Here is a 23,757-nt window from a genome sequence, read left to right as displayed (position 1 = left end):
TTCGCGCGACATGCTTACTTTTTCTTGCGTACGTACAGCACCAGGTTGTGATCCACCAACTCGACGCCGTGCTCTTCGGCAATTGCCTTCTGGAGCTTTTCGATTTCGATGCTGACGAATTCGACGACCTCACCGGTTTCCACATTGACCATATGATCGTGGTGGCCACCGTCAGCCAATTCGAATACCGCGTGGCCGCCGTCGAAGTTGTGACGGACCACGAGGCCAGCGGCTTCGAACTGAGTCAGAACACGGTAAACCGTGGCCAGACCGACGTCTTCGCCAGCTTCCATCAACGCCTTGTAGACGTCCTCGGCACTCATGTGACGCTGCTCGGTAGAGTCGAGCATTTGCAGGATCTTGACCCGTGGCAGGGTCACTTTGAGGCCGGCTTTGCGTAGTTCGCTATTTTCAACCATGGTCAGCTTTCTCGCGATGCTGCTTCGCAGCTTCTCTTAATGCGGGTATGATCGGCGTTTACGTTGTCCCAGCCAAGATAGTGGAAGTCGCCCACCGATGCAAAACACCAAGCTCTTGCTAACCAGTTTCACCTTTGTGGGACTGCTCGCACTCGCCGGTTGTTCATTCCCCGGGGTTTACAAAATCGACATCCAGCAGGGCAATGTCGTCACGCAGGACATGATAGACCAGTTACGCCCGGGAATGACCCGGCCGCAAGTACGGTTTATCATGGGCAACCCTCTGCTTGTCGACACGTTCCATGCCAATCGCTGGGATTATCTCTACAGCCTGCAGCCTGGTGGCGGTGAACGCCAGCAGGAACGCATGAGTGTCATTTTCGACTCTAACGACCGTCTTGTAAGCCTGTCCGGTGACTTCATGCCGGGCGTGAGCCGTGACGAAGCCATTCTCGGCAAGGACAGTGGCACCAGCGTGACCGCCCCTGCTGAAAACGCCGAGAAGCCAAAACCGGAGAAACCGGTCAAGCCAGGTTCCTTGCTGGATCAAATCCAGAAGGACGTCGATGGTGTGGAAACCGTTCCGGTTCCGACACCAGAGCCGCTGGATACCTCGCCGCAATAATTTGCGACGCAATAAAAAACCCGGAAATTCCGGGTTTTTTATTGCCTGCAGATCGGCACAATCACTGATTTCTGGCTTTAGCCTCGGCAGCCTTGGCGGCCCGCAATCGGCGCACCTCTTTCGGATCAGCCAGAAGAGGTCGGTAGACTTCAAGGCGATCCCCCGCCTGAACAACCCGCACATCCGGATCAGCAATCACTTTGCCGAAAATCCCGACCGGACAACCCGCCAGATCCAGCTCGGGAAAGTCGGCAACGATGCCGCTGGCCAACAGCGCAGCACGGACAGTCGTCCCTTCTGCCACGCTGATCGTACGTAACACCTGACGATCAACCGCCGCGTACACCACTTCTATTTCGATCACCGGCTCAACCATGCATCTGCTTGGCGCGCTGGCAGAATGCATCTACCAGAGTGTTCGCAGCCTGATTGAACAGCGGCCCGAGCGTGGCGCGAACCAGCGGGCCGGCATAATCGAAGGACAGATCGAGGCTGATCTTGCAGGCCTTCTCGTTCAGCGCCTTGAACACCCAGACCCCATGCAACTGATTGAACGGACCTTCTTCAAGGTTCATCTCAATCGATTGCCCCGGCACCAGGGTATTGCGCGTTACGAAGTGCTGGCTGAGGCCACCCTTGGCCACACCGACACTGGCGCGCATGTGTTCAGGCGAGCTTTCCAGGACTTCCGCAGACGAACACCACGGCAGAAACTCCGGATAACGCGCCACGTCATTGACCAGGTCATAGAGAAATTGCGCCGGATAAGGCAGCAGCGCTGATCGTTGAATATGTGTCGTCATGTAAGCGTCACTTCCAGAGCTGGGTGGCAAACACTACAAGAATGCCGATGGGCGCCACATAGCGCATCAAGAACAGGGACAGGGTGAATAGCGCCGGGCTGCGAATCGACAATTCGTCACGCACCGCTTCACGCCCCATCACCCAACCGGCAAACAGCACGAAGCACAACCCGCCGAGCGGCAGCATGATCCGCGAGGTGAAGAAGTCGATCACACCAAAGAAGTCCAGACCGCCTGCGGCACCCCATTGGTAGAGATGGAACATCCCGCCTTCGTTCACGAAAAATTTCGCTTCCTTCCAGATATTGAAGGAAAACACCGTGCCCAGGCCGACAAACCAGCAGGTGAACGCCAACCAGAATGTCACCCATGCACGACTGATTTTAGTCCGCTCGACCAGATAGGCGACCATTGGCTCCAGCAGGGAAATCGCCGAACTCCAGGCAGCGATCGCCACCAGAACGAAGAACACCACGCCCATCAACTGGCCGAACAGCACGTTACCGAACGCAAATGGCAGGCTGACGAACATCAGCCCAGGACCTTCACTCGGGTTCAAACCGCCGGCGAACACAATCGGAAACAATGCCAGACCGGCCACCAGCGAAACGAAGGTGTCGAGCAGCGCCACACCCACGACGGTGCCGGAAAGCGAGGCTTCCTTGGTCATGTAGGCGCCATAGATCATGATCGAGCCCACGCCCACGCTCAGGGAGAAGAATGCGTGCCCCATCGCCGGCAACAAGCCATCCAGGACTTTTTCCGGATGGAAGTCGAACATGAAATGCACGCCTTCCATGAAATGCCCGGTGGTCATGCTGTAGCCCAGCAGAACGAGGACCATCACAAACAACAGCGGCATCATGATCCGCAGGCTGCGCTCAAGCCCGGCGACCACGCCTTTGGCGATCACCACCGCCGACAGCAACATGAAAACCGTGTGCCACAGCGTGATGCGCCACGGGTCGGCGATGACATTGCCGAAATAGGCACCGACCTGATCAGCCGTCGCCCCCTGGAAATCCCCACGCCCCATATCAATGATGTAATCCAGCGACCAGCCGCCGACCACACTGTAGAAAGACAGGATCAACAACGCCGTGATCATCCCGGCGAACGCGCCCCACGACCATTTGCCCGAATGCCCGGCCTCCCGCGCCAGCACCTTTAGGGCGTTGGCCGGACTCTGACGAGCACGCCGGCCGATCAGGGTTTCCGCGAGCATCACCGGAATGCCGATCAGTGCGATGCAGGCCAGAAACATCAGCACAAAGGCGCCGCCACCGTAGACCCCGACCATGTAGGGGAACTTCCAGATGCTGCCCAGTCCCACGGCCGAACCGGTCGCGGCGAATATGAAAACCCAGCGGCTAGCCCAACTGCCGTGGACAGAAACCTTGTCTGTCGACATCGTTTATCACGCCCAAGCGTTAGAAAAAGAGGCCGCATTGTCCGGGATTCACTCAACCTGCTCAAGCACGCAGCATCACCGTAGCCGACAGCCGTTTATCTCCATATAATGCCGCCCCTATGGCTAAACAGAAGAAACACCCAACAGGGACCATCGCGCAGAACAAAAAGGCGCGACACGATTACTTCATCGAGCACAAGTTCGAGGCTGGTCTGGTCCTGGCCGGCTGGGAAGTAAAAAGTCTGCGGGCAAGCAAGCTGCAACTGGTCGACAGTTACGTCCTGCTCAAGGACGGCGAAGCCTGGCTGCTCGGCAGTCACATCACGCCGTTGATGACTGCCAGCACCCACGTCATCGCCGACCCGGTCCGCACCCGCAAGCTGCTGCTCAACCGGCGCGAGCTGGACAAGCTGGCCGCCGCCGTGCAGCAGAAGGGTTACGCCTGCGTATGCCTGTCCTGGTACTGGAGCAAGCACATGGTCAAGTGCGAAATCGCTCTGGGCAAGGGCAAGAAGGAATACGACAAGCGTGACACCGAACGCGAGCGCGATGCTGGTCGCGAGCTGCAGCGTGCGGTGCGCAACAAGGGCAAGGAAGACTGATTCTTCTGCCTGAATGACCGTTCCCGCGCTCGGCTCGGGAACGGTCTGCTTACATCCCTTTGCGCCGCTCGGCCCGAGCCATGCGCTGTACTTCCTGACGCACTTCTTCCAGCACTTCCTGCACATACAGAATGTGTCGGCTGGAAACCTCTCGCGCCTGCTCTGCACGCCCCTCGATAATCGCCTGATACAGCTCCCGATGCTGCGTGATCAGCATGTCGCGGGTTTCCGTGCGCTGCTTGTACATACCGCCGATGTTGGTAACCACGTTGCGCTTGAGCAGGTCGAACAGCCCGCGAATGGTGTGCAGCAACACAGCGTTGTGGCTGGCCTCGGCGATGGCCAAGTGGAATTTCGCGTCCGCCGCGCCCTCCTCGGCCCGACTCACTTCGTCATGGCGCGAATAGCAGTCCTGTAATTCTTCAAACGCTGCGGTCAGCCGTTCGCGATCCACGTCTGTGGCGCGCAATGCCGCGTAATAGGCGCACGATGCCTCCAGCGTGTGGCGAAACTCCAGCAGATCGCGCTGGGCCTCGGGATTACTTTCCAGCAATTGCAGCAATGGATCGCTGAAGGTCGAGCCCAGGCTTTCCACCACGTAATTGCCGCCGCCCTGCTTGCTGACCAAAAGCCCCTTGGCCGCCAGCTTCTGGATCGCCTCACGCAGCGAAGGTCGGGAAACACCGAACTGCTCCGCCAATGTGCGCTCCGCCGGCAGGCGCTCGCCAGACTTCAGCGTGCCCTCGAGGATCATCCCCTCGAGCCGCTCGACAATATCGTCAGACAAACGGCGCTGACGTATCTGATCAAACCCCATCACTCAATTCTCCACGAGCCCGACCACTCGCCGGGCTCTCTATTCTGGCCTATCGGCGCCTTGCCGACACCTGCCAGATGAAACGCCCCGGAGCGGATCAGATCGAGTCTGCACCGGTGATTCGACGAAAGTTTCAGGGCGGCAAATTGACACACCGACGTCAAGGCTTTTACCCTAGCCAACAGCGATTGTAAATTGGTCTTACCAATTAACCAAGAACGCTGACAGTGCCTGACCAACAACAATTAGGGGCCACCCCATATGCAAACCTGGCAACAGCTCTACAGCCCGCTCGGCAGTCTCGGCGTGTCCGCACTCGCGGCCGTCATCCCCATCGTTTTCTTCTTTCTTGCCCTGGCGGTGTTCCGCCTCAAAGGTCATGTCGCCGGCAGCATCACGCTGGCCTTGGCGATTCTTGTGGCGATCTTTGCGTTCCAGATGCCCGTCGACATGGCGTTCGCCGCTGCGGGTTATGGTTTCGCCTATGGTCTGTGGCCGATTGCCTGGATCATTGTCGCGGCGGTGTTCCTCTACAAACTGACGGTCAAGAGCGGTCAGTTCGAAGTCATCCGCAGTTCGGTTCTTTCGATCACCGATGACCAGCGCTTGCAGGTGTTACTGATCGGTTTCTGTTTCGGTGCGTTCCTCGAAGGTGCGGCCGGTTTCGGCGCGCCAGTGGCGATTACCGCCGCGCTGCTCGTAGGACTGGGCTTCAACCCGCTGTACGCCGCCGGCCTGTGCCTGATTGCCAACACCGCGCCGGTCGCTTTCGGTGCCCTGGGGATTCCGATCATCGTCGCCGGGCAGGTCACCGGTATCGACGCGTTCAAGATTGGCGCCATGACTGGCCGCCAACTGCCGCTGCTGTCGCTGTTCGTGCCGTTCTGGCTGGTGTTCATGATGGACGGCCTGCGCGGCGTGCGCGAAACCTGGCCAGCCGCACTGGTTGCCGGCCTGAGCTTCGCCGTGACCCAATACTTCACGTCGAACTTCATCGGCCCGGAACTGCCGGACATCACCTCGGCCCTGGCCAGCCTGATCGCGCTGACCCTGTTCCTGAAAGTCTGGCAGCCAAAACGCACTGCGGGCGCACAAATCGCCGGTGCGACGTCGAACGTCGCAGTCACCGCCAGCGTCGGCGGTTTCGGCCAGAAACGCACCACCATCGAATCCCCCTACAGCCTCGGGGAAATCTTCAAGGCGTGGTCGCCGTTCCTGATCCTCACCGTACTGGTCACCATCTGGACCCTCAAACCGTTCAAGGCGATGTTCGCCGCTGGCGGCTCGATGTACGCCTGGGTGTTTAACTTCGCGATCCCGCACCTGGATCAACTGGTGATCAAGACCGCACCGATCGTCGCGACGCCGACAGCCATTCCGGCGGTGTTCAAACTCGACCCGATTTCCGCAACCGGCACGGCGATTTTCTTCTCCGCGCTGATCTCGATGGTCATCCTGAAGATCAATTTCAAAACTGGTCTGACCACTTTGAAAGAGACCTTCTACGAACTGCGCTGGCCAATTCTGTCGATCGGCATGGTGCTGGCGTTTGCCTTCGTCACCAACTACTCCGGCATGTCTTCGACCATGGCTCTGGTACTGGCAGCGACCGGCGCAGCGTTCCCGTTCTTCTCGCCGTTCCTCGGTTGGCTGGGCGTGTTCCTCACCGGTTCCGATACCTCGTCCAACGCGCTGTTCAGTTCGCTGCAAGCGACCACCGCGCACCAGATCGGCGTCAACGACACCTTGCTGGTGGCGGCCAATACCAGCGGCGGCGTGACCGGCAAGATGATTTCGCCACAGTCGATTGCCGTGGCCTGCGCCGCGACCGGGCTGGTCGGCAAGGAATCCGACCTGTTCCGCTTCACCCTCAAGCACAGCCTATTCTTTGCAACGATTGTCGGCCTGATCACCCTGGCTCAGGCCTACTGGTTCACCGGCATGCTGGTGCACTGATAACGACAAAAAGACTACAAGAAGCATGGAAATAACCGACGCCGGTTCGTGATTCCGGCGTCAGCAATTCACGACCCGGTCTGTAAGGCTGCTGAAAGCAACACGCTCTATATTCGGCAGCCTCACAGACGGATAACCGGGCCCACCCGGAGACACGCCTGATGAGCGAGCTTTTTTACAACGCTGTGCCCAACGCCACTCGCGTTGCACCGCCACTGCCCGAACCCCGGCAATACCCCAACGAGAAACCGTCGCGGGTCTACCTGTTCGGCACCTGCGTGGTCGACCTGTTTTATCCCGAAGCCGGGATGGACGCGATCCACTTGCTGGAACGCGAAGGCATTCGGGTCGAGTATCCGCAAGGGCAGAGTTGCTGCGGACAACCGGCCTACACCTCGGGTTACACCGAGCAGGCGCGGACGGTGGCGCGCTCGCAACTGGCGCTGTTTGCCGGCGATTATCCGGTGGTGGTGCCGTCAGGTTCCTGCGCGGGAATGATCCGTGAGCATTACGCCGACTTGTTCAAGGACGAGCCGGAAACGTTGAAACAGGTTCAGGCCCTCGCGGCCCGCACCTATGAGCTGGCCGAGTTCCTGCTGTTCGTCTGCAAGGTGCAGCTCAAGGACAGCGGCGAGCCGGTAAAAGTGGCGCTGCACACCTCGTGTTCGGCACGACGGGAAATGAACACCCACCTGCACGGCCGCGAGTTGTTGGCGCAGTTGAGCAACGTGGAACGGGTCAATCACGATCACGAAAGCGAATGCTGTGGCTTCGGTGGGACATTCAGCGTCCGTATGCCAGACATTTCCGGCGCGATGGTGGCCGACAAGACCCGGGCATTGAAGGAGTCCGGCGCGCATCAGGTGCTCAGTGCCGATTGCGGCTGTTTGATGAACATCAACGGCTCGCTGGAAAAACAGCAGGAAGCGTTGCGCGGGCAACACCTGGCGAGCTTCCTCTGGCAACGAACCGGAGGTGCGCGATGAGCACTTCCACGATTATTCCTACGGTTGCCGTAGAAGAAGATTTCCGCACCCGGGCACACAACGCCCTAGGCGACCAGCAGTTGCGGAACAACTTCCGCACCGCGATGGACTCACTGATGACCAAGCGGGCAGCGGCTTTCAGCGATGCCCACGAAAGAGAACACTTGCGTGAACTGGGCAATGCGATCCGTGCCCGCGCGCTCTCCAAGTTGCCCGACCTGCTCGAGCAACTGGAACAGAACCTGACCCGCAACGGTGTGACAGTGCACTGGGCGGAAACGGTGGACGAGGCCAATGGCATCGTCCTTTCGATCATCCGCGCTCACGAGGCGCGGCAAGTGATCAAGGGCAAATCGATGGTCAGCGAAGAGATGGAGATGAACCATTTCCTCGAGGCTCGGGACATTGAATGTCTGGAGTCCGACATGGGGGAGTACATCGTCCAGCTCGACCACGAGAAGCCTTCTCACATAATCATGCCGGCAATCCACAAGAATGCCGGTCAGGTCGCGTCCTTGTTCCACGACAAACTTGGCGTGGAATACACCAAGGACGTTGACCAACTCATTCAGATCGGTCGCAGGGTCCTGCGGCAGAAGTTCTTCGAAGCGCACATCGGCGTCTCCGGCGTCAACTTCGCCGTGGCCGAGACCGGCACCCTGCTGCTGGTGGAAAACGAAGGCAACGGCCGCATGACCACCACCGTGCCGCCAGTGCACATCGCCGTCACCGGCATCGAAAAGGTTGTGGAAAACCTGCGCGACGTGGTGCCGCTGCTGTCATTGCTGACCCGCTCGGCGCTGGGCATTCCGATCACCACCTACGTCAACATGATCTCCGGCCCGCGCAAGGAACACGAGCTCGACGGCCCGCAGGAAGTGCATCTGGTGCTGCTCGACAACGGTCGGAGCCAGGCCTTTGCCGACAGCGAATTGCGCCAGACCCTGAACTGCATCCGCTGCGGCGCCTGCATGAATCATTGCCCGGTCTATACCCGCGTCGGCGGCCACACCTACGGCGAGGTCTACCCCGGCCCGATCGGCAAAATCATCACCCCGCACATGGTCGGCCTGGCGAAAGTCCCGGATCACCCGAGCGCCTCTTCGTTGTGCGGCGCTTGCGGTGAAGTGTGTCCGGTAAAAATTCCTATTCCCGCGCTGCTGCGTCGCCTGCGCGAAGAGAACGTCAAAGCCCCCGACAGTCCTCGTCAAGTGATGCGCGGCCAGGGCAGCAAGTATTCGCGCAAGGAACGCTTTATCTGGAACGCCTGGGCGAAGCTCAACAGCTCGCCGACCTTGTATCGGCTGTTTGCGTTTTTCGCCACGCGCCTGCGCGCCCTGGCGCCGAACAATGTTGGCCCATGGACGCAAAACCACAGCGCTCCAAAACCCGCCGCCCGCTCATTGCATGACATGGCTCGCGAGCATCTGGCCAAACAAGGAGATCGTTGATGAGCGCCAAACAAAACATCCTCGACAAGTTACGGAAAAGTCTGACCGGCACCACACCGATTACCGACAACTTCAATGTCGATCTGGTGACCCAGCCCTACACCTACAGTGCCGAACAGCGCATCCCGCAACTGCGCAAACTGATGGAAGCGGTGCACACCGAAATCCATCTGACGTCCGCTGATGCATGGCCGGCGCTGCTGGCGCAACTGCTGCGCGACCGTCAGTTGCCGAGTCTGTTGATCGCACCGACTACGCCTCACGGGCAACGCATCACACAGCACTGGGCGAACAATCCTGATCTGCCGACGCTGAAATCCTACGACCGACCGATGGAAGACTGGAAAGCCGAGCTGTTCAACGACACCCCGGCCAGCCTCACCGGCACCCTCGGCGCCATCGCCGCCACCGGCAGCCTGATTCTCTGGCCGACCCGCGAAGAGCCACGGCTGATGAGCCTGGTGCCGTCGGTGCATTTCGCCCTGCTCAAGGCCAGCCAGATCCGCGACAACTTCTATCAGGTCCAACAGGAATTCGAGTGGGCCCAAGGCATGCCGACCAACGCGTTGCTGGTGTCCGGCCCGTCGAAAACCGCCGACATCGAACAAGTGCTGGCCTACGGCGCCCACGGCCCGAAAGACCTGGTGGTGTTGATCCTGGAGGACCAATGACCTTACCGGCGACTTTCCTGCGCGACGCGCAACATCTGATTCCGGCCGAACGGCGTTTCGACGATCCGCTGTCGACACTGGCCTTCGGCACCGACGCCAGTTTCTACCGACTGATTCCGCAACTGGTGATCCGCGTAGAATCCGAAGATGAAGTGGTGGCGCTGCTGAAACTGGCCCAGCGCGATCTGGTCCCGGTGACCTTCCGCGCCGCCGGCACCAGTCTGTCCGGCCAAGCAATTAGCGACTCTGTATTGATCGTGCTTGGGGATAACTGGAACGCTCGTGAGATTCGCGGCCAGGGCACACAGATTCGCCTGCAACCGGGCGTGATCGGTGCCCAGGCCAACGCCTGGCTCGCGCCATTCGGGCGCAAGATCGGTCCGGACCCGGCCTCGATCAACGCCTGCAAGATCGGCGGCATCGTTGCCAACAACGCCAGCGGCATGTGCTGCGGCACCGCGCAAAATACCTATCACACGCTGGCCGGGATTCGTCTGGTGTTGGCCGATGGCACGCGCCTGGACACCGAAGACGCCGCCAGCGTCGCGGCGTTTCGCGCAAGTCACGGTGAATTGCTGGAACGCCTGGCGACATTGGGCCGCGAAACCCGCGCCAATGCCGAACTGACCGCACGAATCCGCCACAAATATCGTCTGAAAAATACCACCGGCCTGTCGCTCAATGCCCTGGTGGATTTCGATGAGCCTGTGGATATCTTGAGTCACTTGCTGGTGGGTTCCGAAGGCACCCTTGGCTTCATCAGCGCGGTGACCTACGACACGGTGATCGACCACCCGAACAAGGCCTCGGCGCTGATCGTTTTCCCCGACGTGGAAACCTGCTGCAACGCCGTCACCGTGCTGAAAAGCCAACCGGTGTCCGCCGTGGAACTGCTGGATCGACGCAGCCTGCGCTCGGTGCAGGACAAACCCGGCATGCCGGATTTCGTACAGCAGCTGTCGAACAATGCCTGCGCGCTGTTGATCGAATCTCGCGCAGCCTCTTCCACTTTGCTGCAAGAGCAACTGGCGCAGATCATGGCGTCGCTCAACGGTTTCCCGGTGGAAAAGCAGGTCGACTTCACCGAAGACCCGGTCGAGAACGCCCGCCTCTGGGCGATCCGCAAGGACACCTTCCCCGCCGTCGGCGCCGTGCGCAAGACCGGCACTACGGTGATCATCGAAGACGTGACCTTTCCGGTGGAACAACTGGCGATCGGTGTGAACCGTCTGATCGAGCTGTTCGACAAACATCACTACGACGAAGCGATCCTTTTCGGACACGCGCTGGAAGGCAATCTGCACTTCGTCTTCACCCAAGGCTTCAACAGTCCGGAAGAAGTCGCACGCTATCAGGCGTTCATGGACGACGTGGCGCAACTGGTGGCCGTGGAGTTCGGTGGTTCGCTGAAGGCCGAACACGGTACCGGGCGCAACATGGCGCCATTCGTCGAGCTGGAATGGGGCAGCGATGCCTATCAATTGATGTGGCAGCTCAAGCGACTGCTCGACCCTCAGGGCATTCTCAACCCGGACGTGGTGCTCAGCGAAGATCCGCAGATCCACCTCAAGCACCTGAAGCCGCTGCCTGCCGCCGACGAGATTGTGGACAAGTGCATCGAGTGCGGTTTCTGCGAGCCGGTTTGTCCATCGAAAGGACTGACCCTGAGCCCGCGCCAGCGCATCGTGATCTGGCGCGATATTCAGGCGCGAAAACGCGCCGGGATCGACACCACCGAACTGGAAAAAGCCTACGAGTACCAAGGCATCGACACCTGCGCCGCGACTGGTTTGTGTGCCCAGCGTTGTCCTGTAGGCATCAACACCGGGGAGCTGGTGAAAAAGCTTCGCAGCCGTCACGCCACGCATCAGAAAGCCGCCAACTGGATCGAAGGAAATTTCGCCACCACCCTGCAAGGGGCGCGCTTCACCCTGCACGTGGCCAACGGTGCACGAATGTTGTTGGGTGCACCGCGTCTGGCGAAGCTGTCGGCAACACTGACGCGCCTGTCCAAGGGCCAGGTGCCGCAGTGGACCAACGCGATGCCACAACCGGAAAGAGCCATTCGCCTCAGTCCGACAGTCTCGGACGAACGCCCGCGCGTGGTGTATCTGCCGGCTTGCGTATCGCGGGTGATGGGACCAGCAGCCGGCGACAAGGAGCAGATGTCGCTGTACGACAAAACCCGTGGCCTGCTGGAAAAGGCCGGTTATCAGGTGGTGTTCCCGGACAATCTGGACAACCTCTGCTGCGGCCAGCCGTTCGCGTCCAAAGGCTACGCCGAACAGGCCGAACACAAGCGTCAGGAGTTGATCGGCGCCTTGCTGCACGCCAGCCGTGGCGGGCTCGATCCGATCTATTGCGACACCAGCCCCTGCACCTTGCGACTGGTGCAGGATGTGGGAAATGTTCGCCTGGATCTGTATGACCCTGTGCGTTTTATCCGTACGCATCTGATGGATCGTCTGGATTTCACTCCGCAGGAAGCACCGATTGCCGTTCATGTGACGTGCAGCACGCAGCACCTGGGGGAAAGCCAGGCGCTGCTCGACCTGGCGCGCAAGTGCAGCAAGAACGTGGTGATCCCGGAAGGCATTCATTGCTGCGGCTTTGCCGGCGACAAGGGTTTCACCACGCCGGAGCTGAACAGCCATTCCCTGCGCACCCTCAAGGATGCCGTGCAGCATTGCAGCGAAGGGATTTCCACCAGCCGCACCTGTGAGATCGGTCTGACGCAACACGGCGGAATCGACTACCACGGGCTGGTCTATCTGGTGGATCGAGTAACCCGGGCCAAACCCCGTGAAACCGCCACCTGAAGAAAAATAGAACCCCTGCGAACGAGAGCAGTCCACAGAACAGGCCCCGAACAATCGGGGCTTTTCCTCCATTCGGTTGCCCGTCCTGACGGCCAGCGAAGTCGGGATCCCTCAGTTCAAGGAGATTCATATGAAACGTTCTGTACTGTTAGGTCTGTTCGTTACTGCCTCGATGATGGCTTCCACGTCCTTTGCTGCAGACAAGCCTGCCGACCTGTGCGATGCCAACATCCAGACCATCAACAATGCCAAGGGGCAGCTGTCTTCGTCGCCCGAACTGAGCCAGCGTGCTGAAACCAGCGTGCAAAAGGCTCAGGCGCTCAAAGCCCAAGGCAAGATCGATGACTGCGTTGCGGAAACCTCGCAAACCATTCTGGAACTGCGCAAATCCACCGGCACCAACAATTGATCCAGGCCCGGCCAACCTTCGGGTTGGCCTTGCGGGCCGTTTGGCGTACACTGCACGTGCTTGTTGCTCGAACAGATGTACCGGGCAATGAGTTCGGGGCCGTTTAGGATTCGACGCCGGTTGCGAAACTCTAGGTGCATGCCGACTTGGTAACAGAAGTCGTAAATCCACTGTTGCAACTTCTTATAGTTGCCAATGACGACCAATACGGTGCTGCTCTCGCTGCTTAATTGCAGCTGACATGCACTCCTGGTGCCTTCGGGCCCAGCAATCATCAGGGGATGTCTGTAAACCCGAAATGATTGTCATATAGAACAGAATCGCCGTGCAGTACGTTGTGGACGAAGCGGCTAAAACTTACACAACTCGCCCAAAGCACCCTGCCCGTCGGGTCGCTGAGGGTTAACTTAATAGACACGGCTACGCATGTAGTACCGACAGCGGAGTACTGGCGGACGGGGGTTCAAATCCCCCCGGCTCCACCAACTCAACAAAAAAGACGTCCTCGGACGTCTTTTTTTGTGCCTGCGATTCGGTGCTGGTTTTTTTGGGGGGTCAAATCAGCACCCGCTCTTTCGGCCAACGAGGCTTTTTACGCAGGCATGTAAAAATAGCTCAATGGCACCAATCGCTTAGTCTCCGGATCGGTAGCCGGGTAATGCGCCATCAACGTGCGAGCCAGTTCATCCAGCGTCCACATTGTCAGATGAACATGGGCCCTCTCTCCCTCGTAAAGCGCCTCTTTAGTGAACCCGCCAGTGCTGACATACAGCCCGCGATCATCCTTGTGCCTACCGCCCAAGAAGCTACGAATCTCACTACTCCCCATTCGGGCATTTCGATGTTTAACCTCCACAACAATACGTGGCGGCTCAAATCCAAAACCGTCAGGGGAAGCAATGATGTCTTTCCCCCTATCAGCACCGGCCGGGGATACAAGCGTCTTGTAGCCCATCGCTCGCAAAATTCCAGCTACCAGCTCCTGCATTTCAGCCCAATCCAGACTGTTGATTTGGTCCTTGATCCGCTCGAAGGCAATCTCTTGAACACCCTTCAACGGGTCTTCCAAAGCCTCTGGTTCTTCAGTCAAATCTTTCGGCGCAGCCGAGACGTTTTTACCAGTCGCGAGGGCCAGCAATTCCTTCTGGGCTTCCTCTGCAATATTAAATACGGTTAGCGTAGATCCCAGACTGTTTCTGCTCGCGCCAGTGAGCTTGTCGCGATCAACTTCCTGCGGGAACCACTCAACAGACCTGGTTAAAGACATCCCATCATCCGCCAGATCTGGGCGAAGCTGGCATTCACCAGTGAAACGACCGACCAGATACGTTCGGTTCGCGGGAGAATACGTAACGACTGTATCGCCAATGCTGATTTCGTTAACGAAACGAAATACCTGTGAAGCACCGGATACGGCACTCCCGTCCTTAATCCCTGGCTGGAGGTCTTTATAGGCCTGAATCAGTGCCTTCCGAGAAACACCTGGCTTGGCCGCTGGGGCTAGTTGAGCCCAACCAATCGCCGCCATATTGCGATCTCTGAAATCGTCATAGAGACGGCCGCCGTCACCTCGAATCATCCACATCGCTGCCATGCTGACACTCGTTATTCCATGAATTCGAGGTGAGACTGTAGCAATGGTGGACGTTTGTGTGTAGTGGTCAACTAGATCCGTTTTTTCTCGGCCTGAGCCGGGGTCAGCCCATCATTGAAATGGTGCGGTCGAGTCCAGTTGTACCGATGCATCAGGTAATGACTGAAGTCTCGGTGCGTTTCTTTTGCCGTCATGTTGCCTAACCATATCGAGGCCTGGCCATCGCCCCCCCCCCATCTCGCGAGCACTCTCGCCTAAATGGGGGGGCGTCATTTGACCACTACAAGTGTGACGAAGCCTTCTGGATCTCACTGCGCGAGATCGCCAATGAGCACGCACTAACAGATATGGTCTTTCTTGGCAGAGCTACCCGAACGGGTAGTGGCCTCATACCTGAATCCAGGCATCATGCCAAAACCACTCCAGATTAGGATGGCCGGGGTCATGCCTTGGTTTGAAACTCTACTGTCTACTGCTCTTCAGGAAGAACATGACTAGCAAAAAAGTACTGCCTCGACCCGAGAGAGTTACAAAAGTTATGGCCCCACCGACCTCATAACTACTGCATTAAGACGAGCTCACGTCTAAGCACCTGAAGCAACAAATATTAGTGAGCGCCAGACAGTTACATCGGTACCATGGCTTTCCGGCTGCGTAGTCGGTTGCACACGTCCTGTTTTTTCAATCAGACCTCCATTATGAGCCCGACGCATCACCCCACCGAGAGCACGCGCTTCATTTGGCTTATGAAGTCCAGTTGCCCATATGTCGTCAGGCGTAAACTCTGACTGTCTCTCAGCAACCTGACGCACTGCCGCGTACGCCAATTCGGCCCAATCGTTATCTGCCATGTAGCGCCCCTAAAATACCTTTCCAAAGATAATGTTCGCGGTTCATTCGTCAATTTATCGGAATTAGAAAGGTTCCGCAGCTTACCTTCCTTCGCAACCACTCCAGCTCATCGACGCACTGTTTAAACAGATTACCGAACCGACCCAATGAACTGAAAACTCCAATAATCCTATTCAGTTGCCCCCTCGCCTTGTTCATCCTTCCAAGGAGTTAATAGCTGGTTCAATTTGGATAGAGGATTGACTCCGTCACGGAGCATGAAAATTTTATCGGGCTCGCTCATAAACCAGGAAAATGAACCCCAGGCCAATCCTGTGACAGTCTTCTTGAAGCCTGCTGACTCCCGATCCGCGTACGCAGTGACAAAAGCGACTTGCGAGCGCTTGAAGCCGCCTCTGTCTGTCAGATCGAACAGAGCATCTTGGCGTCGCGCGGTGATTGCTCCATCAGTGGCCACCACTTCGATAAATACGATCAGAGGATTGTTCGGTCCGAGATCTACCAAGATCAGATCAGGTAGGTTCTTCTGCGCCTCAATGTCAAGTCCAATGGCGGAAGCCATTTGCAGGTCCTGCATAGCGACTTTTTTACTCGACTCACTGAGCCAGAGCACAGCAGGCTTCTCCAGGAACTGCTTAGCGAAGACCTCAACAACTGCCCTAGAAATCAGCGAGCTAGGGCCATGGGAAAGTGTGCGCGTTTCACTGTTGGGGAAGCGAACAAGTACGCCTTCCTGATCGGCGGCGCCCATACGCATCAGCGAAATCCGTGCGAGCGCGCCCTTGTTCAAGTGTTCATCTTGCCATTTAAGAATAGCGCCCTCTAACTCTTCGCCCCGAAGCTCAGGATCGAACAACGCAGCCAGATCAGTCTTGAGAGCATAGCGCGGCTTACCGGATGTAGTGGGCACGTCCTTGTCTTCCATGACGGCACCGACTGTTACAAGACCTTCACGGAGGGTCTCGTCCCGGATGGGTTCACGGGTATTGTCGGCGTACCAGCGCTTGCCGGGAACCTCGTATGACTTCTTGCGCAAATTAGACCTGTAGCTTAGGCGCCCCTCGTCGCTGTCATTCGCCGCCTGTACGTCGGTCATACGGTAGACATGCACCGGCCCCAACCGAACACTGGAATGCTCGACAGCCCCGATATACAGCATGGCAAATACAGAGCTTGCAGCAAGTTCGCGAGTGCAGTAGATCCGATTCGGAGTTCCTTCCGGGAAGATTAGCGGGAGCCTTTCAGCCACCAGTTCTCTTGGTACATACGGTGGCAGCACTACATATCCCCTTCAAATAAACGACTGCATGCAGCTTCAATGGATTCGCGATCAGCACCAGCATCAATCAGCTGGGTCAACTCCACGAGTTCCTCTGGGCCGGGCAGCGGTAGCGACTCCAGCTCATAGGCAGAGACAGCGACAGAGCCACTCACACACCGAAATGCACGGTCTGCTGCAACGCTGTTTAGAAATGTACCCAGCACCTCTGCGCTAATCTGGGGCACTTCGGTGATCGGCCGAATCATATTGATGTGGTTCTCGATGACAGCACCGCCGTGCTCTTGTAGGAACTCAACAGGTAGCACTGCAGCAATCAGGCGGCGACTCTGCTCTTTGGCCGTAGTACGTTGCAGCAGAACACAGGGTTTAGTGGTCACCAGCCAGTTATCCCCAGAGTTGAGCTCGAAGTAGGGTGCATGGTTCTTCTTGTCTGCACGAAACACAAAACGGCCATCGGGAGTGATTGCCTCGGCCCAGATCAGCGGCAGGCGTTTGCTGCTAGGGCGATGTGCTAGCTGGCTCTTGAAACGGTTCCATACCAGTGGTCCTGTGCTAACACCATAGCCCCAGTCGACCAGACGATGGGGCATGTGTGTCAAGCGCTCGACCAAGGCGCTTTGCTCGGTCGTACGAGGTAACAGCCAGGGCTGAGATGGGTCAACCGGAAGGGATATACCTCCCGTCTGCTGAACCTCCAGCCCGTCTCTGGAGGGGGCGACCTCGGCAACTATGACCCGAACGCTATCCCCGCCGCGACGATAGGTCGAGAGGGCCGTTTCCTGCAACACATCATCAAAAACGCCCTTACGAGCAGTGACGAAATCGATGGTTAATGGCGGCGCTGAGCGCCCCAGCAAAGCCCGTAGATTCTTAAAGTAAACACCGGCCAAGAATGACGTGGGGGTGACATAGGCAATCACGCCACCTAACTTGGTATGACGCAGCGCCAGATCGGTGAACAGCCCATACAGGTTGGCATGGCCATACAGAGAGCGCTTGTAACGTTCGCGAGTCTCCGCATCGAGCTTAATCCGGCCATATGGCGGATTGCCTATTACCAAATCGAAACGGTCTTTCGGCGGGCTGCGGCGAAGCGAGTCGCAAACGGTAACCATGACGGGCAGCTTGCGCCCAGCCAGCCGGCTTATCGGCAGCACTATGGCATCCAGAGTGACCTGACTGAGCCATGCCCCGAAGGGATCAATCTCATAGCCGCGCAAGCGGTTGCCTATGCTCTGCATCAGCAACTTCGGGCTGCAATCCTTCTGCTCGTCCATTATCCGCTGGGCAATGGGGGCTAGAAACGCCCCTCCGCCGCATGCTGGATCAAGCACACGGCACTTCGCCCAGTCAACATCGGCTGCCGTTACTTGGTCGAGGAGACGGGCAGTCAGGGCAGGTGGAGTATAGAAAATACCAAACTCCCCGCGATGTTCAGTCGGGAGCATGCCGGTATAAGTAAGGCCAATCTGATAGGCAGCGGTCTCGGCATCAAATTTCGCGGCAGTCCGGCCAATTGTTTCCGCGAGTGCGGCGGCAGCCTCTGGCAGCGGTTCAATAGGGAACGACTCGATAGGGGAGCGTAGCTCCTGGGGAACGATGTCGACGCTGGTCAAACCACACCACCATGCCTCAATTAGGCGAACGCCGAAAGCACGCGCCAGGGCCATTTGGCGATCTGCTGGAAATGTGGTAGCTAGGGCGCAAGCCATGACTCTGGCGGAGGCCAATGCTTGACTCGGGGATTCCGAGGCCGCTTGCTCTGCCTGTTGAATCAGTTTTGTCGGTGCCTTGTGAGCCATATGTCCCCCTTCTTTCGCGGGCTGAGATACTACAGGATTCGGCATCCCGCCGACCGCTTTTGCGCAAGATTGCGTGATAATTTGATACTCGACAATTGTAAGAGCGCCACTTAATGCGCCGAATTATCTTCAGCTCGAGCTTGCCAAAATGGTGCGCAACGTCTTAGGTAAGCGTTTGGCAGTCACGTCCAATTAAGTTGCCAAGTCGTAGAGGGAAAATCGACTGGTATCACCTAACAAAGCAGATCCTTTAAAGTGCAAAGACATCTGCTGAAGGACAGCCAAAGGCTTAATGCGTAACCTCGCCCTCTCTATCAACAGGACATTTGAAAAATACTGTTCAAATATACAGCCAATCTAAGGTCGCGCCATTTCTTTCTGAGCCTCGTATGGCCTGATCGGTTTCAGACTTGGAAGACGAGGCCCCCTTCCCCCCTCTCCACCCTACCGCGGTACAAATCCAATACAACAAGTGGACAATGCCAACCGCTAAAATTTCAGCAAGCTGAAGCACCTGACACTAACCGACCACTACTGGTCTCCGCCCCGTGTGAAACCACAATCGTCAGGGTTTGTTTTTTCCAGAGGTCTGGAGGAGTAATTCATTCCCTGGGAGCTAGCCTCCCCCCCCCGGCCAGCATCTTCGGAAATTTCCCTCAACCCGCGTCGACTTCCATGAACTAGCCCCCCCGCCCCCACCCGGTTACCCTCCACCCCTCGCAACAAACAGGTGAACGGCACTACCCCGCCGAAGCGCAAGGATCACCCCTCACATGGAGTCCGGTCATGAAAAAAGATACCCCCGATCCATCCGAAAATTCCCCGGTTGCTGAGTCCAGGACGATCTCGACTTCCGAACGCCCCGTTACCGTTGCCCGCAGGCGCAATTCCCGGCTTCTTCCGGTCGATCAGATCTTCAGCGTGCGTCCCGACGTCGACCTGGTCACGCTGTTGACCCACGCCAGCCAGAATCTCGCGGCGCTCAATATGATGGCGCATGATCTGGTCCATCGACCGGATGAGGTGCAACGTGCGCGGATCGTTGCGATGCATCAGTTGGCGGGGTTGGCGGAGATGCTGGTCAGCAGCGCCCTGAGCAAGCTTGACCCACTGCAGCAGGCTGCCGAATCGAAGCCGGTTATCTGCCACTGATCCTCTTGAAAGAGCCGAAATCAGGCGACTTGGCGTCTTGAACGAAGGTGCAGCGAGATGAATTTTTCTTCACAGCCCCGCTCCCGCCAAAGCTGTAAAGTCCGTTCGCTCATTCAAGAAACTACGGTTCGCCCGCTCTCCTGCGGGCTTTTTTTTGCCCGGGATTTGGCCACGCGTTTGTGTTTTCCCTCCCACCGCGCAATTCTGGCGATCAACCCCGCCCCCCGGAGCCCCCAATGCCGCTGTTGACCCTCCCCTGCCAACGCCTGACGCTCGCGGTGCTCTCCCCGGATCAGGCGCCTCTGGAAAGTGATTTCTACCAACGCAACCAGCGCCATCTCGCCCCGTGGTCACCGATCCGCACCACCGACTACTTCTCCACCGAACAGATCCGCCGACGCCTGGAAATACAGGCCAGCGCTTTCGATGCCGGGCTGGCGGTGCATATGGCGTTGCTGACCCCGGATGGCCAGCAAATGATCGGCGCCTGCAATTTCAGCGGAATCATTCGTGGTGCGTTTCAGGCGTGTTATCTGGGTTATCACATCGATGCAGCCCATCAGGGTCAAGGTCTGATGCAAGAGGCGCTGGAGTCCGCCATCGCCTACATGTTCGAAACCCAGAATCTGCACCGGATCATGGCCAACTACATTCCCGGCAACGAACGTAGTGCGCGGTTGCTTGAGCGCCTGGGGTTCGAGAAAGAAGGCTACGCAAAGGCTTATCTGAACATTGCCGGACGCTGGCAGGATCATGTGCTGACGGCGCTGGTCAATCCGGCATTCGAAGCCCCGGATCAGCGCTGGTCGCGACGACTCGCGTGAGTTTCACAATTTGTTAAGCATTGACGAAGTATGCTCACGCCTCTCGCCCCTTCCGGTTATCTGAAACCTATGTCGTCGCGTGCCGTCACTTCCCTGTTCCTGCTTGCCGCCCTGCTGTTTTTCTTCGCGTTGGGTAACCATCAATTGCAAGGCTCCACCGAGGCCCGCGTCGCCGGGATCGCCATGGAGATGCATCTGGATGATGACTGGGTGACACCCCGTCTGTTCGGCGAACCGTTTCTGGAAAAACCGCCCCTGAGTCTGTGGCTGGACGCCGGCGCGATGCGCGTGTTCGGCGTGTCGCCGTGGGCGGTGCGGTTGGCGTCGGCGGTGGCCGGTCTGCTCAGCGTGATGATTCTGTACGGCATGCTGCGGCGCTTCGGACGGCCGAAAGCGGTCGCGTGGACGGCGGGGATTCTGCTGGCGACCATGGCCAGTTATTGGAGCAACGTGCGCGGGGTCGGTGAGGATGCCTTGCTCGCACTCGGCGTGACCACGGCACTACTGGCGTTTTTCCAGGCGCAACGCGCTTCGACGCCAGGTAATTCGTTGCTGTTTATCGTCGGGATTGCCATCGCGACCCTGAGCAAAGGCGTGCTCGGTCTGGCGATGCCGGGGGGGGTGATTTTCGCTTACCTGTTGGCCGACAACCTGATGGACAAGCGCTTCAAACTGACCGAGTGGCTGCGGCCCGGTTTGTTGACCGCGCTCGGGCTGATTCCGTTGCTGATCTGGCTCGCAGTGCTCTATCAGCACGGCGGCGCCCAGGCCGTCAGAGAGGTCTTGCTGACCAACAGCGTCGGACGTTTCAGCGGCTCCTTCGTCGAAGCCGGGCACTATGAGCCGTTTTACTACTACATCGCCAAACTGCCCGAAGCGTTCCTGCCGTGGAATATTCTGGTGTACTTGGGGCTGTGGCACTTCCGTAAACAATTGAAGACCAATCGTTATCTGCTGTTTTTCAGCCTGTGGATCGTTGCGCAGTTCATCATGCTGACCCTGGCGTCGAGCAAGCGCACGGTGTACCTGATGTCGATGACGCCGGCAGCGGCAGTGATTGCGGCGGAATATGCGAGCGTACTGTTCGACAGGTTGAAGGACCGTAACAGCGGTTTTGTAGGATGGATCGCCCGTCATCGTCAGGCATTGGCGGCCGGTATCCTGACCGTGGTGATCGCCAGCTATCTCGGCGCCGCACAATGGGCACTGCCGAAGGCGGACAAGGAATTGTCGTTCCTGCCACTGACCGAACACATCCAGTCCCTGCAAGCCAGCGGCCATCAGGTCGCGCTGTTCCAGGCCAACGAACGGGTTGGCGGCGCCAGCGTGTTCTACACCCAGAGCGTCCTCAAGGGCCTGGACACCGATGCGCAACTGAAGGATTACCTCAGTGCCTCGCCTTCGAACATCGCGGTAATGTCGGGGGACAGCGAGCCCGTCGCCCCGTTGAAAGTGCTCAAGACCATGATGGTCGGGCGCCAGGCGTACTACTTCGTAGGCTATTGATACAGCGATGCACAAACGAAAAACCCGCCGGTCACGGCGGGTTTTTCATTTCAATCGCGACGCTTCAGAGAGCAGCCTCAGGCTGTGCACTGAACACCTGTCGCTCACGCTTGCTCAACACCGGCAACTCCAGTCGAGCCCGACCATAGAACGCCAGCGCCGTCAGCAAACACGCCAGCCACACGAAGATACCGGCCCAGAACGTGTGGGACATGTAGTGCCAGCCCTGCAGGACGCGTGTGGTGCCGTAGACGAAACCGAGCAGCAGCGAGCCCCACAACAAGGCGCTGGAGAAGCGCCACTGATAACGCCGCGCGACAAAATACAGCGCCAGCATGGTGAAGCCGCCGGAGGCATGTCCGCCCGGCCAGCAACGACCGTCGCCGGCTTCATGGAACAGCTGGAAATTGTTGTACCACTCGATGTGGGCCATCTTGCCGCCGTACAGCGTCGTCTCGATCGGGCAGTAAACGCTGGTGTGGGCCTTGAGGAAGTGAATCACGCCGGTACACACCGCGAAGGCCACCACCACAAACAGAAAATCCCGCCGATGGTCAGCGGCAAAACGCAGCACCGGAGCCACTTTACAGCGCTCCAGAAACTCGCCGAGACGCGGGCGCTTCTGCGGATTGACCAGCGGCCAGACCACCGACAGCATCGCGCCGATCAAGGCAATTTCAGCGGTCCAGTTCGGAATGATCCGCGCCCACTTGTGGGTCAGTTTTTCGAAGAAATGAATCTTGTCGAGCGGGAAGGTGTGGGTCAGCGGATCGAACAGCAGGTTGCTGAAGGCAATGTCGATGTTTGTCATATCGAACATCAGAAACACCACAGCAGCACAAAACAGCGGGATACCGAAGTTATAAGCGTAAAAGCGAGAACTCATCGGGTGGTCACCGTGCGCCAATCGGAGGCTTCAATGAAGCCGAGCATTTTGGGAGCCGCCGGGTTGGCAGCGGAAACGAACAGCGAGGATCCATAACCGAGGGTCGAGGCCGGCACCTTGAGGTCTTTTTCCAGCTGCGCCATGCATTCGCTGTGGGTGACCAGGATCAGGTTGCGCCCCGGGACCTTGTGCGCGAGCGCATCCTGCAACATGCGCCCCTTGCAGCTGATCAGCCAGTCTTCGCCGGTCGTCGCGTGGTTGAACATGTAACCGGCGGTCTGCACGGTGCGGGTCATCGGGCTGTTGTAGATGTCGGCATGGTTCAGGCCCAGGTGTTCGAACTGTGCGCCGACGGCGACCGCGACACTGCGCGAACGGTCGGTGATGCCGTCATTGCCGCTCAGGCATGGCGCCGGGGAGTGATCGCAGCGCTCGACATGACGCACCAGCACGATCATGTCGCCCTTGGCCCAACCGGCCGCCAATGCCTGTGCACCGGCCACATTGCCGTGAGCCAGATCAGGCACCGCCGCCGGGGCAAGCAGCCACAGGGTCAATGGCACCACCAGCGCCAAGGTCGCCAGGACAACCCCGGCGTTCCGAAAACGGGCCAAACCGCTCAGGTCGATCGAGCGTTTGACGCCGAACAGACTCAGTCTCAATTCCACAAAAATCCGCCTCGCCAGTTCGCAGCACTGTCATTTGATCCGGCGAAGGTACAGAGGCCCCCGTGGGCAGCCAGTGAAAGTCATGTGAAAAAAGTCTTGGGATCCCTTGTTACAAATTCCGTCGGACAAAATCCTTTCAGCTCTCGGATTCGCGGCCGATACAGTCCTGCTTACACCCTTGCTGGCTCAAAAGAACAACAATCTTCCAGCCTGACCGACGAT

Annotated in this window: 21 protein-coding genes, 1 other RNA gene and 1 pseudogene; 12 read left to right on the top strand and 11 right to left on the bottom strand. The window is 58.2% G+C overall.

The window, feature by feature from the left end; all coding sequences use genetic code 11:
- Window positions 1-14 precede the first annotated feature (14 nt).
- Complete coding sequence (gene fur / locus CAF87_RS07180) at window positions 15-419, bottom strand: ferric iron uptake transcriptional regulator (protein WP_064119476.1); 405 nt, start codon at window positions 417-419, stop codon at window positions 15-17.
- 97 nt (window positions 420-516) lie between these two features.
- On the opposite strand from fur, the gene CAF87_RS07175 reads away from it, so the two are divergent.
- Complete coding sequence (locus tag CAF87_RS07175; RefSeq protein WP_085729538.1) at window positions 517-1,044, top strand: outer membrane protein assembly factor BamE; 528 nt, start codon at window positions 517-519, stop codon at window positions 1,042-1,044.
- A gap of 61 nt (window positions 1,045-1,105) precedes the next feature.
- Here CAF87_RS07175 and CAF87_RS07170 read toward each other — a convergent pair whose 3' ends face one another.
- From CAF87_RS07170 to CAF87_RS07160, 3 genes are read right to left on the bottom strand one after another with little or no spacing between them, the layout of a single operon-like run.
- Window positions 1,106-1,420 carry an RnfH family protein gene (locus CAF87_RS07170; protein ID WP_085729537.1) on the bottom strand — a complete coding sequence of 105 codons (315 nt, stop codon included), beginning with the start codon at window positions 1,418-1,420 and terminating at the stop codon, window positions 1,106-1,108.
- A complete protein-coding gene (locus CAF87_RS07165) occupies window positions 1,413-1,847 on the bottom strand; it encodes a type II toxin-antitoxin system RatA family toxin (protein WP_003221509.1) in 435 nt (144 codons plus the stop codon). Before CAF87_RS07165 ends, CAF87_RS07170 begins: the two co-directional genes overlap by 8 nt.
- Before the next feature lie 7 nt (window positions 1,848-1,854).
- Window positions 1,855-3,258: a sodium-dependent transporter gene (locus CAF87_RS07160; protein WP_085729536.1), complete on the bottom strand. Its 1,404-nt coding sequence runs from the start codon at window positions 3,256-3,258 to the stop codon at window positions 1,855-1,857.
- A 119-nt stretch (window positions 3,259-3,377) separates the two neighbouring features.
- Between CAF87_RS07160 and smpB the strand changes: the two genes are divergently transcribed.
- On the top strand, window positions 3,378-3,860 hold the full coding sequence (gene smpB / locus CAF87_RS07155; RefSeq protein WP_007953781.1) for an SsrA-binding protein SmpB: 483 nt from the start codon (window positions 3,378-3,380) through the stop codon (window positions 3,858-3,860).
- Window positions 3,861-3,909: 49 nt separating this feature from the next.
- Here the strand turns inward: smpB and CAF87_RS07150 are convergent, their stop codons facing one another.
- Entirely contained in the window at window positions 3,910-4,677 is a 768-nt protein-coding gene (locus tag CAF87_RS07150) for an FCD domain-containing protein (protein ID WP_085729535.1), read from the bottom strand.
- 261 nt (window positions 4,678-4,938) lie between these two features.
- On the opposite strand from CAF87_RS07150, the gene CAF87_RS07145 reads away from it, so the two are divergent.
- From CAF87_RS07145 to ssrA, 7 genes are all read left to right on the top strand, one after another.
- Window positions 4,939-6,633, top strand: a complete 1,695-nt coding sequence (locus tag CAF87_RS07145) for a lactate permease LctP family transporter (RefSeq protein ID WP_085729534.1) — start codon at window positions 4,939-4,941, stop codon at window positions 6,631-6,633.
- Window positions 6,634-6,794: 161 nt separating this feature from the next.
- Complete coding sequence (locus CAF87_RS07140; protein WP_085729533.1) at window positions 6,795-7,619, top strand: (Fe-S)-binding protein; 825 nt, start codon at window positions 6,795-6,797, stop codon at window positions 7,617-7,619.
- Complete coding sequence (locus CAF87_RS07135) at window positions 7,616-9,070, top strand: LutB/LldF family L-lactate oxidation iron-sulfur protein (RefSeq protein ID WP_085729532.1); 1,455 nt, start codon at window positions 7,616-7,618, stop codon at window positions 9,068-9,070. Before CAF87_RS07140 ends, CAF87_RS07135 begins: the two co-directional genes overlap by 4 nt.
- The gene (locus CAF87_RS07130; RefSeq protein ID WP_085729531.1) at window positions 9,070-9,741 is read left to right on the top strand and encodes a lactate utilization protein C; all 672 of its coding nucleotides are present in this window, start codon (window positions 9,070-9,072) and stop codon (window positions 9,739-9,741) included. The genes CAF87_RS07135 and CAF87_RS07130 overlap by 1 nt, the downstream gene beginning before the upstream one ends.
- Window positions 9,738-12,560 carry an FAD-binding and (Fe-S)-binding domain-containing protein gene (locus tag CAF87_RS07125; RefSeq protein ID WP_085729530.1) on the top strand — a complete coding sequence of 941 codons (2,823 nt, stop codon included), beginning with the start codon at window positions 9,738-9,740 and terminating at the stop codon, window positions 12,558-12,560. Before CAF87_RS07130 ends, CAF87_RS07125 begins: the two co-directional genes overlap by 4 nt.
- 130 nt (window positions 12,561-12,690) lie before the next feature.
- Window positions 12,691-12,969, top strand: a complete 279-nt coding sequence (locus tag CAF87_RS07120; RefSeq protein ID WP_085711868.1) for a hypothetical protein — start codon at window positions 12,691-12,693, stop codon at window positions 12,967-12,969.
- 95 nt (window positions 12,970-13,064) lie between these two features.
- Window positions 13,065-13,454: a transfer-messenger RNA gene (gene ssrA, locus CAF87_RS07115) on the top strand.
- Window positions 13,455-13,561: 107 nt separating this feature from the next.
- On the opposite strand, the gene CAF87_RS07110 is transcribed toward ssrA, so the two are convergent.
- From CAF87_RS07110 to CAF87_RS07100, 4 genes and pseudogenes are all read right to left on the bottom strand, one after another.
- Window positions 13,562-14,563, bottom strand: a complete 1,002-nt coding sequence (locus tag CAF87_RS07110) for a restriction endonuclease (RefSeq protein ID WP_085729529.1) — start codon at window positions 14,561-14,563, stop codon at window positions 13,562-13,564.
- A gap of 71 nt (window positions 14,564-14,634) precedes the next feature.
- Window positions 14,635-14,766, bottom strand: a pseudogene (locus tag CAF87_RS28955) (IS3 family transposase); the annotation flags it as partial.
- Between the two features lie 818 nt (window positions 14,767-15,584).
- Window positions 15,585-16,664: a BsuBI/PstI family type II restriction endonuclease gene (locus tag CAF87_RS07105; protein WP_256575846.1), complete on the bottom strand. Its 1,080-nt coding sequence runs from the start codon at window positions 16,662-16,664 to the stop codon at window positions 15,585-15,587.
- Window positions 16,665-16,693: 29 nt separating this feature from the next.
- Window positions 16,694-18,367: a class I SAM-dependent DNA methyltransferase gene (locus CAF87_RS07100; protein ID WP_256577063.1), complete on the bottom strand. Its 1,674-nt coding sequence runs from the start codon at window positions 18,365-18,367 to the stop codon at window positions 16,694-16,696.
- 918 nt (window positions 18,368-19,285) lie between these two features.
- Here CAF87_RS07100 and CAF87_RS07095 point away from each other — a divergent pair.
- From CAF87_RS07095 to CAF87_RS07085, 3 genes are all read left to right on the top strand, one after another.
- A complete protein-coding gene (locus CAF87_RS07095) occupies window positions 19,286-19,651 on the top strand; it encodes a DUF6124 family protein (protein WP_085734043.1) in 366 nt (121 codons plus the stop codon).
- Between the two features lie 236 nt (window positions 19,652-19,887).
- Window positions 19,888-20,475, top strand: a complete 588-nt coding sequence (gene rimJ, locus CAF87_RS07090; RefSeq protein ID WP_085734044.1) for a ribosomal protein S5-alanine N-acetyltransferase — start codon at window positions 19,888-19,890, stop codon at window positions 20,473-20,475.
- A 30-nt stretch (window positions 20,476-20,505) separates the two neighbouring features.
- Window positions 20,506-21,981, top strand: a complete 1,476-nt coding sequence (locus tag CAF87_RS07085; protein WP_085734045.1) for a glycosyltransferase family 39 protein — start codon at window positions 20,506-20,508, stop codon at window positions 21,979-21,981.
- A 64-nt stretch (window positions 21,982-22,045) separates the two neighbouring features.
- Here CAF87_RS07085 and CAF87_RS07080 read toward each other — a convergent pair whose 3' ends face one another.
- Complete coding sequence (locus CAF87_RS07080; protein WP_085734046.1) at window positions 22,046-22,867, bottom strand: phosphatase PAP2 family protein; 822 nt, start codon at window positions 22,865-22,867, stop codon at window positions 22,046-22,048.
- Window positions 22,864-23,535, bottom strand: a complete 672-nt coding sequence (locus tag CAF87_RS07075; RefSeq protein WP_085734047.1) for a histidine phosphatase family protein — start codon at window positions 23,533-23,535, stop codon at window positions 22,864-22,866. Before CAF87_RS07075 ends, CAF87_RS07080 begins: the two co-directional genes overlap by 4 nt.
- Window positions 23,536-23,757: the final 222 nt, after the last annotated feature.

Origin of the sequence: Pseudomonas sp. R38(2017), assembly GCF_002112395.1 — a bacterium.
Classification (GTDB): domain Bacteria; phylum Pseudomonadota; class Gammaproteobacteria; order Pseudomonadales; family Pseudomonadaceae; genus Aquipseudomonas.
Note: the sequence above shows the minus strand (reverse complement) of the source record. Positions and strands in the feature narration are given on the sequence as shown.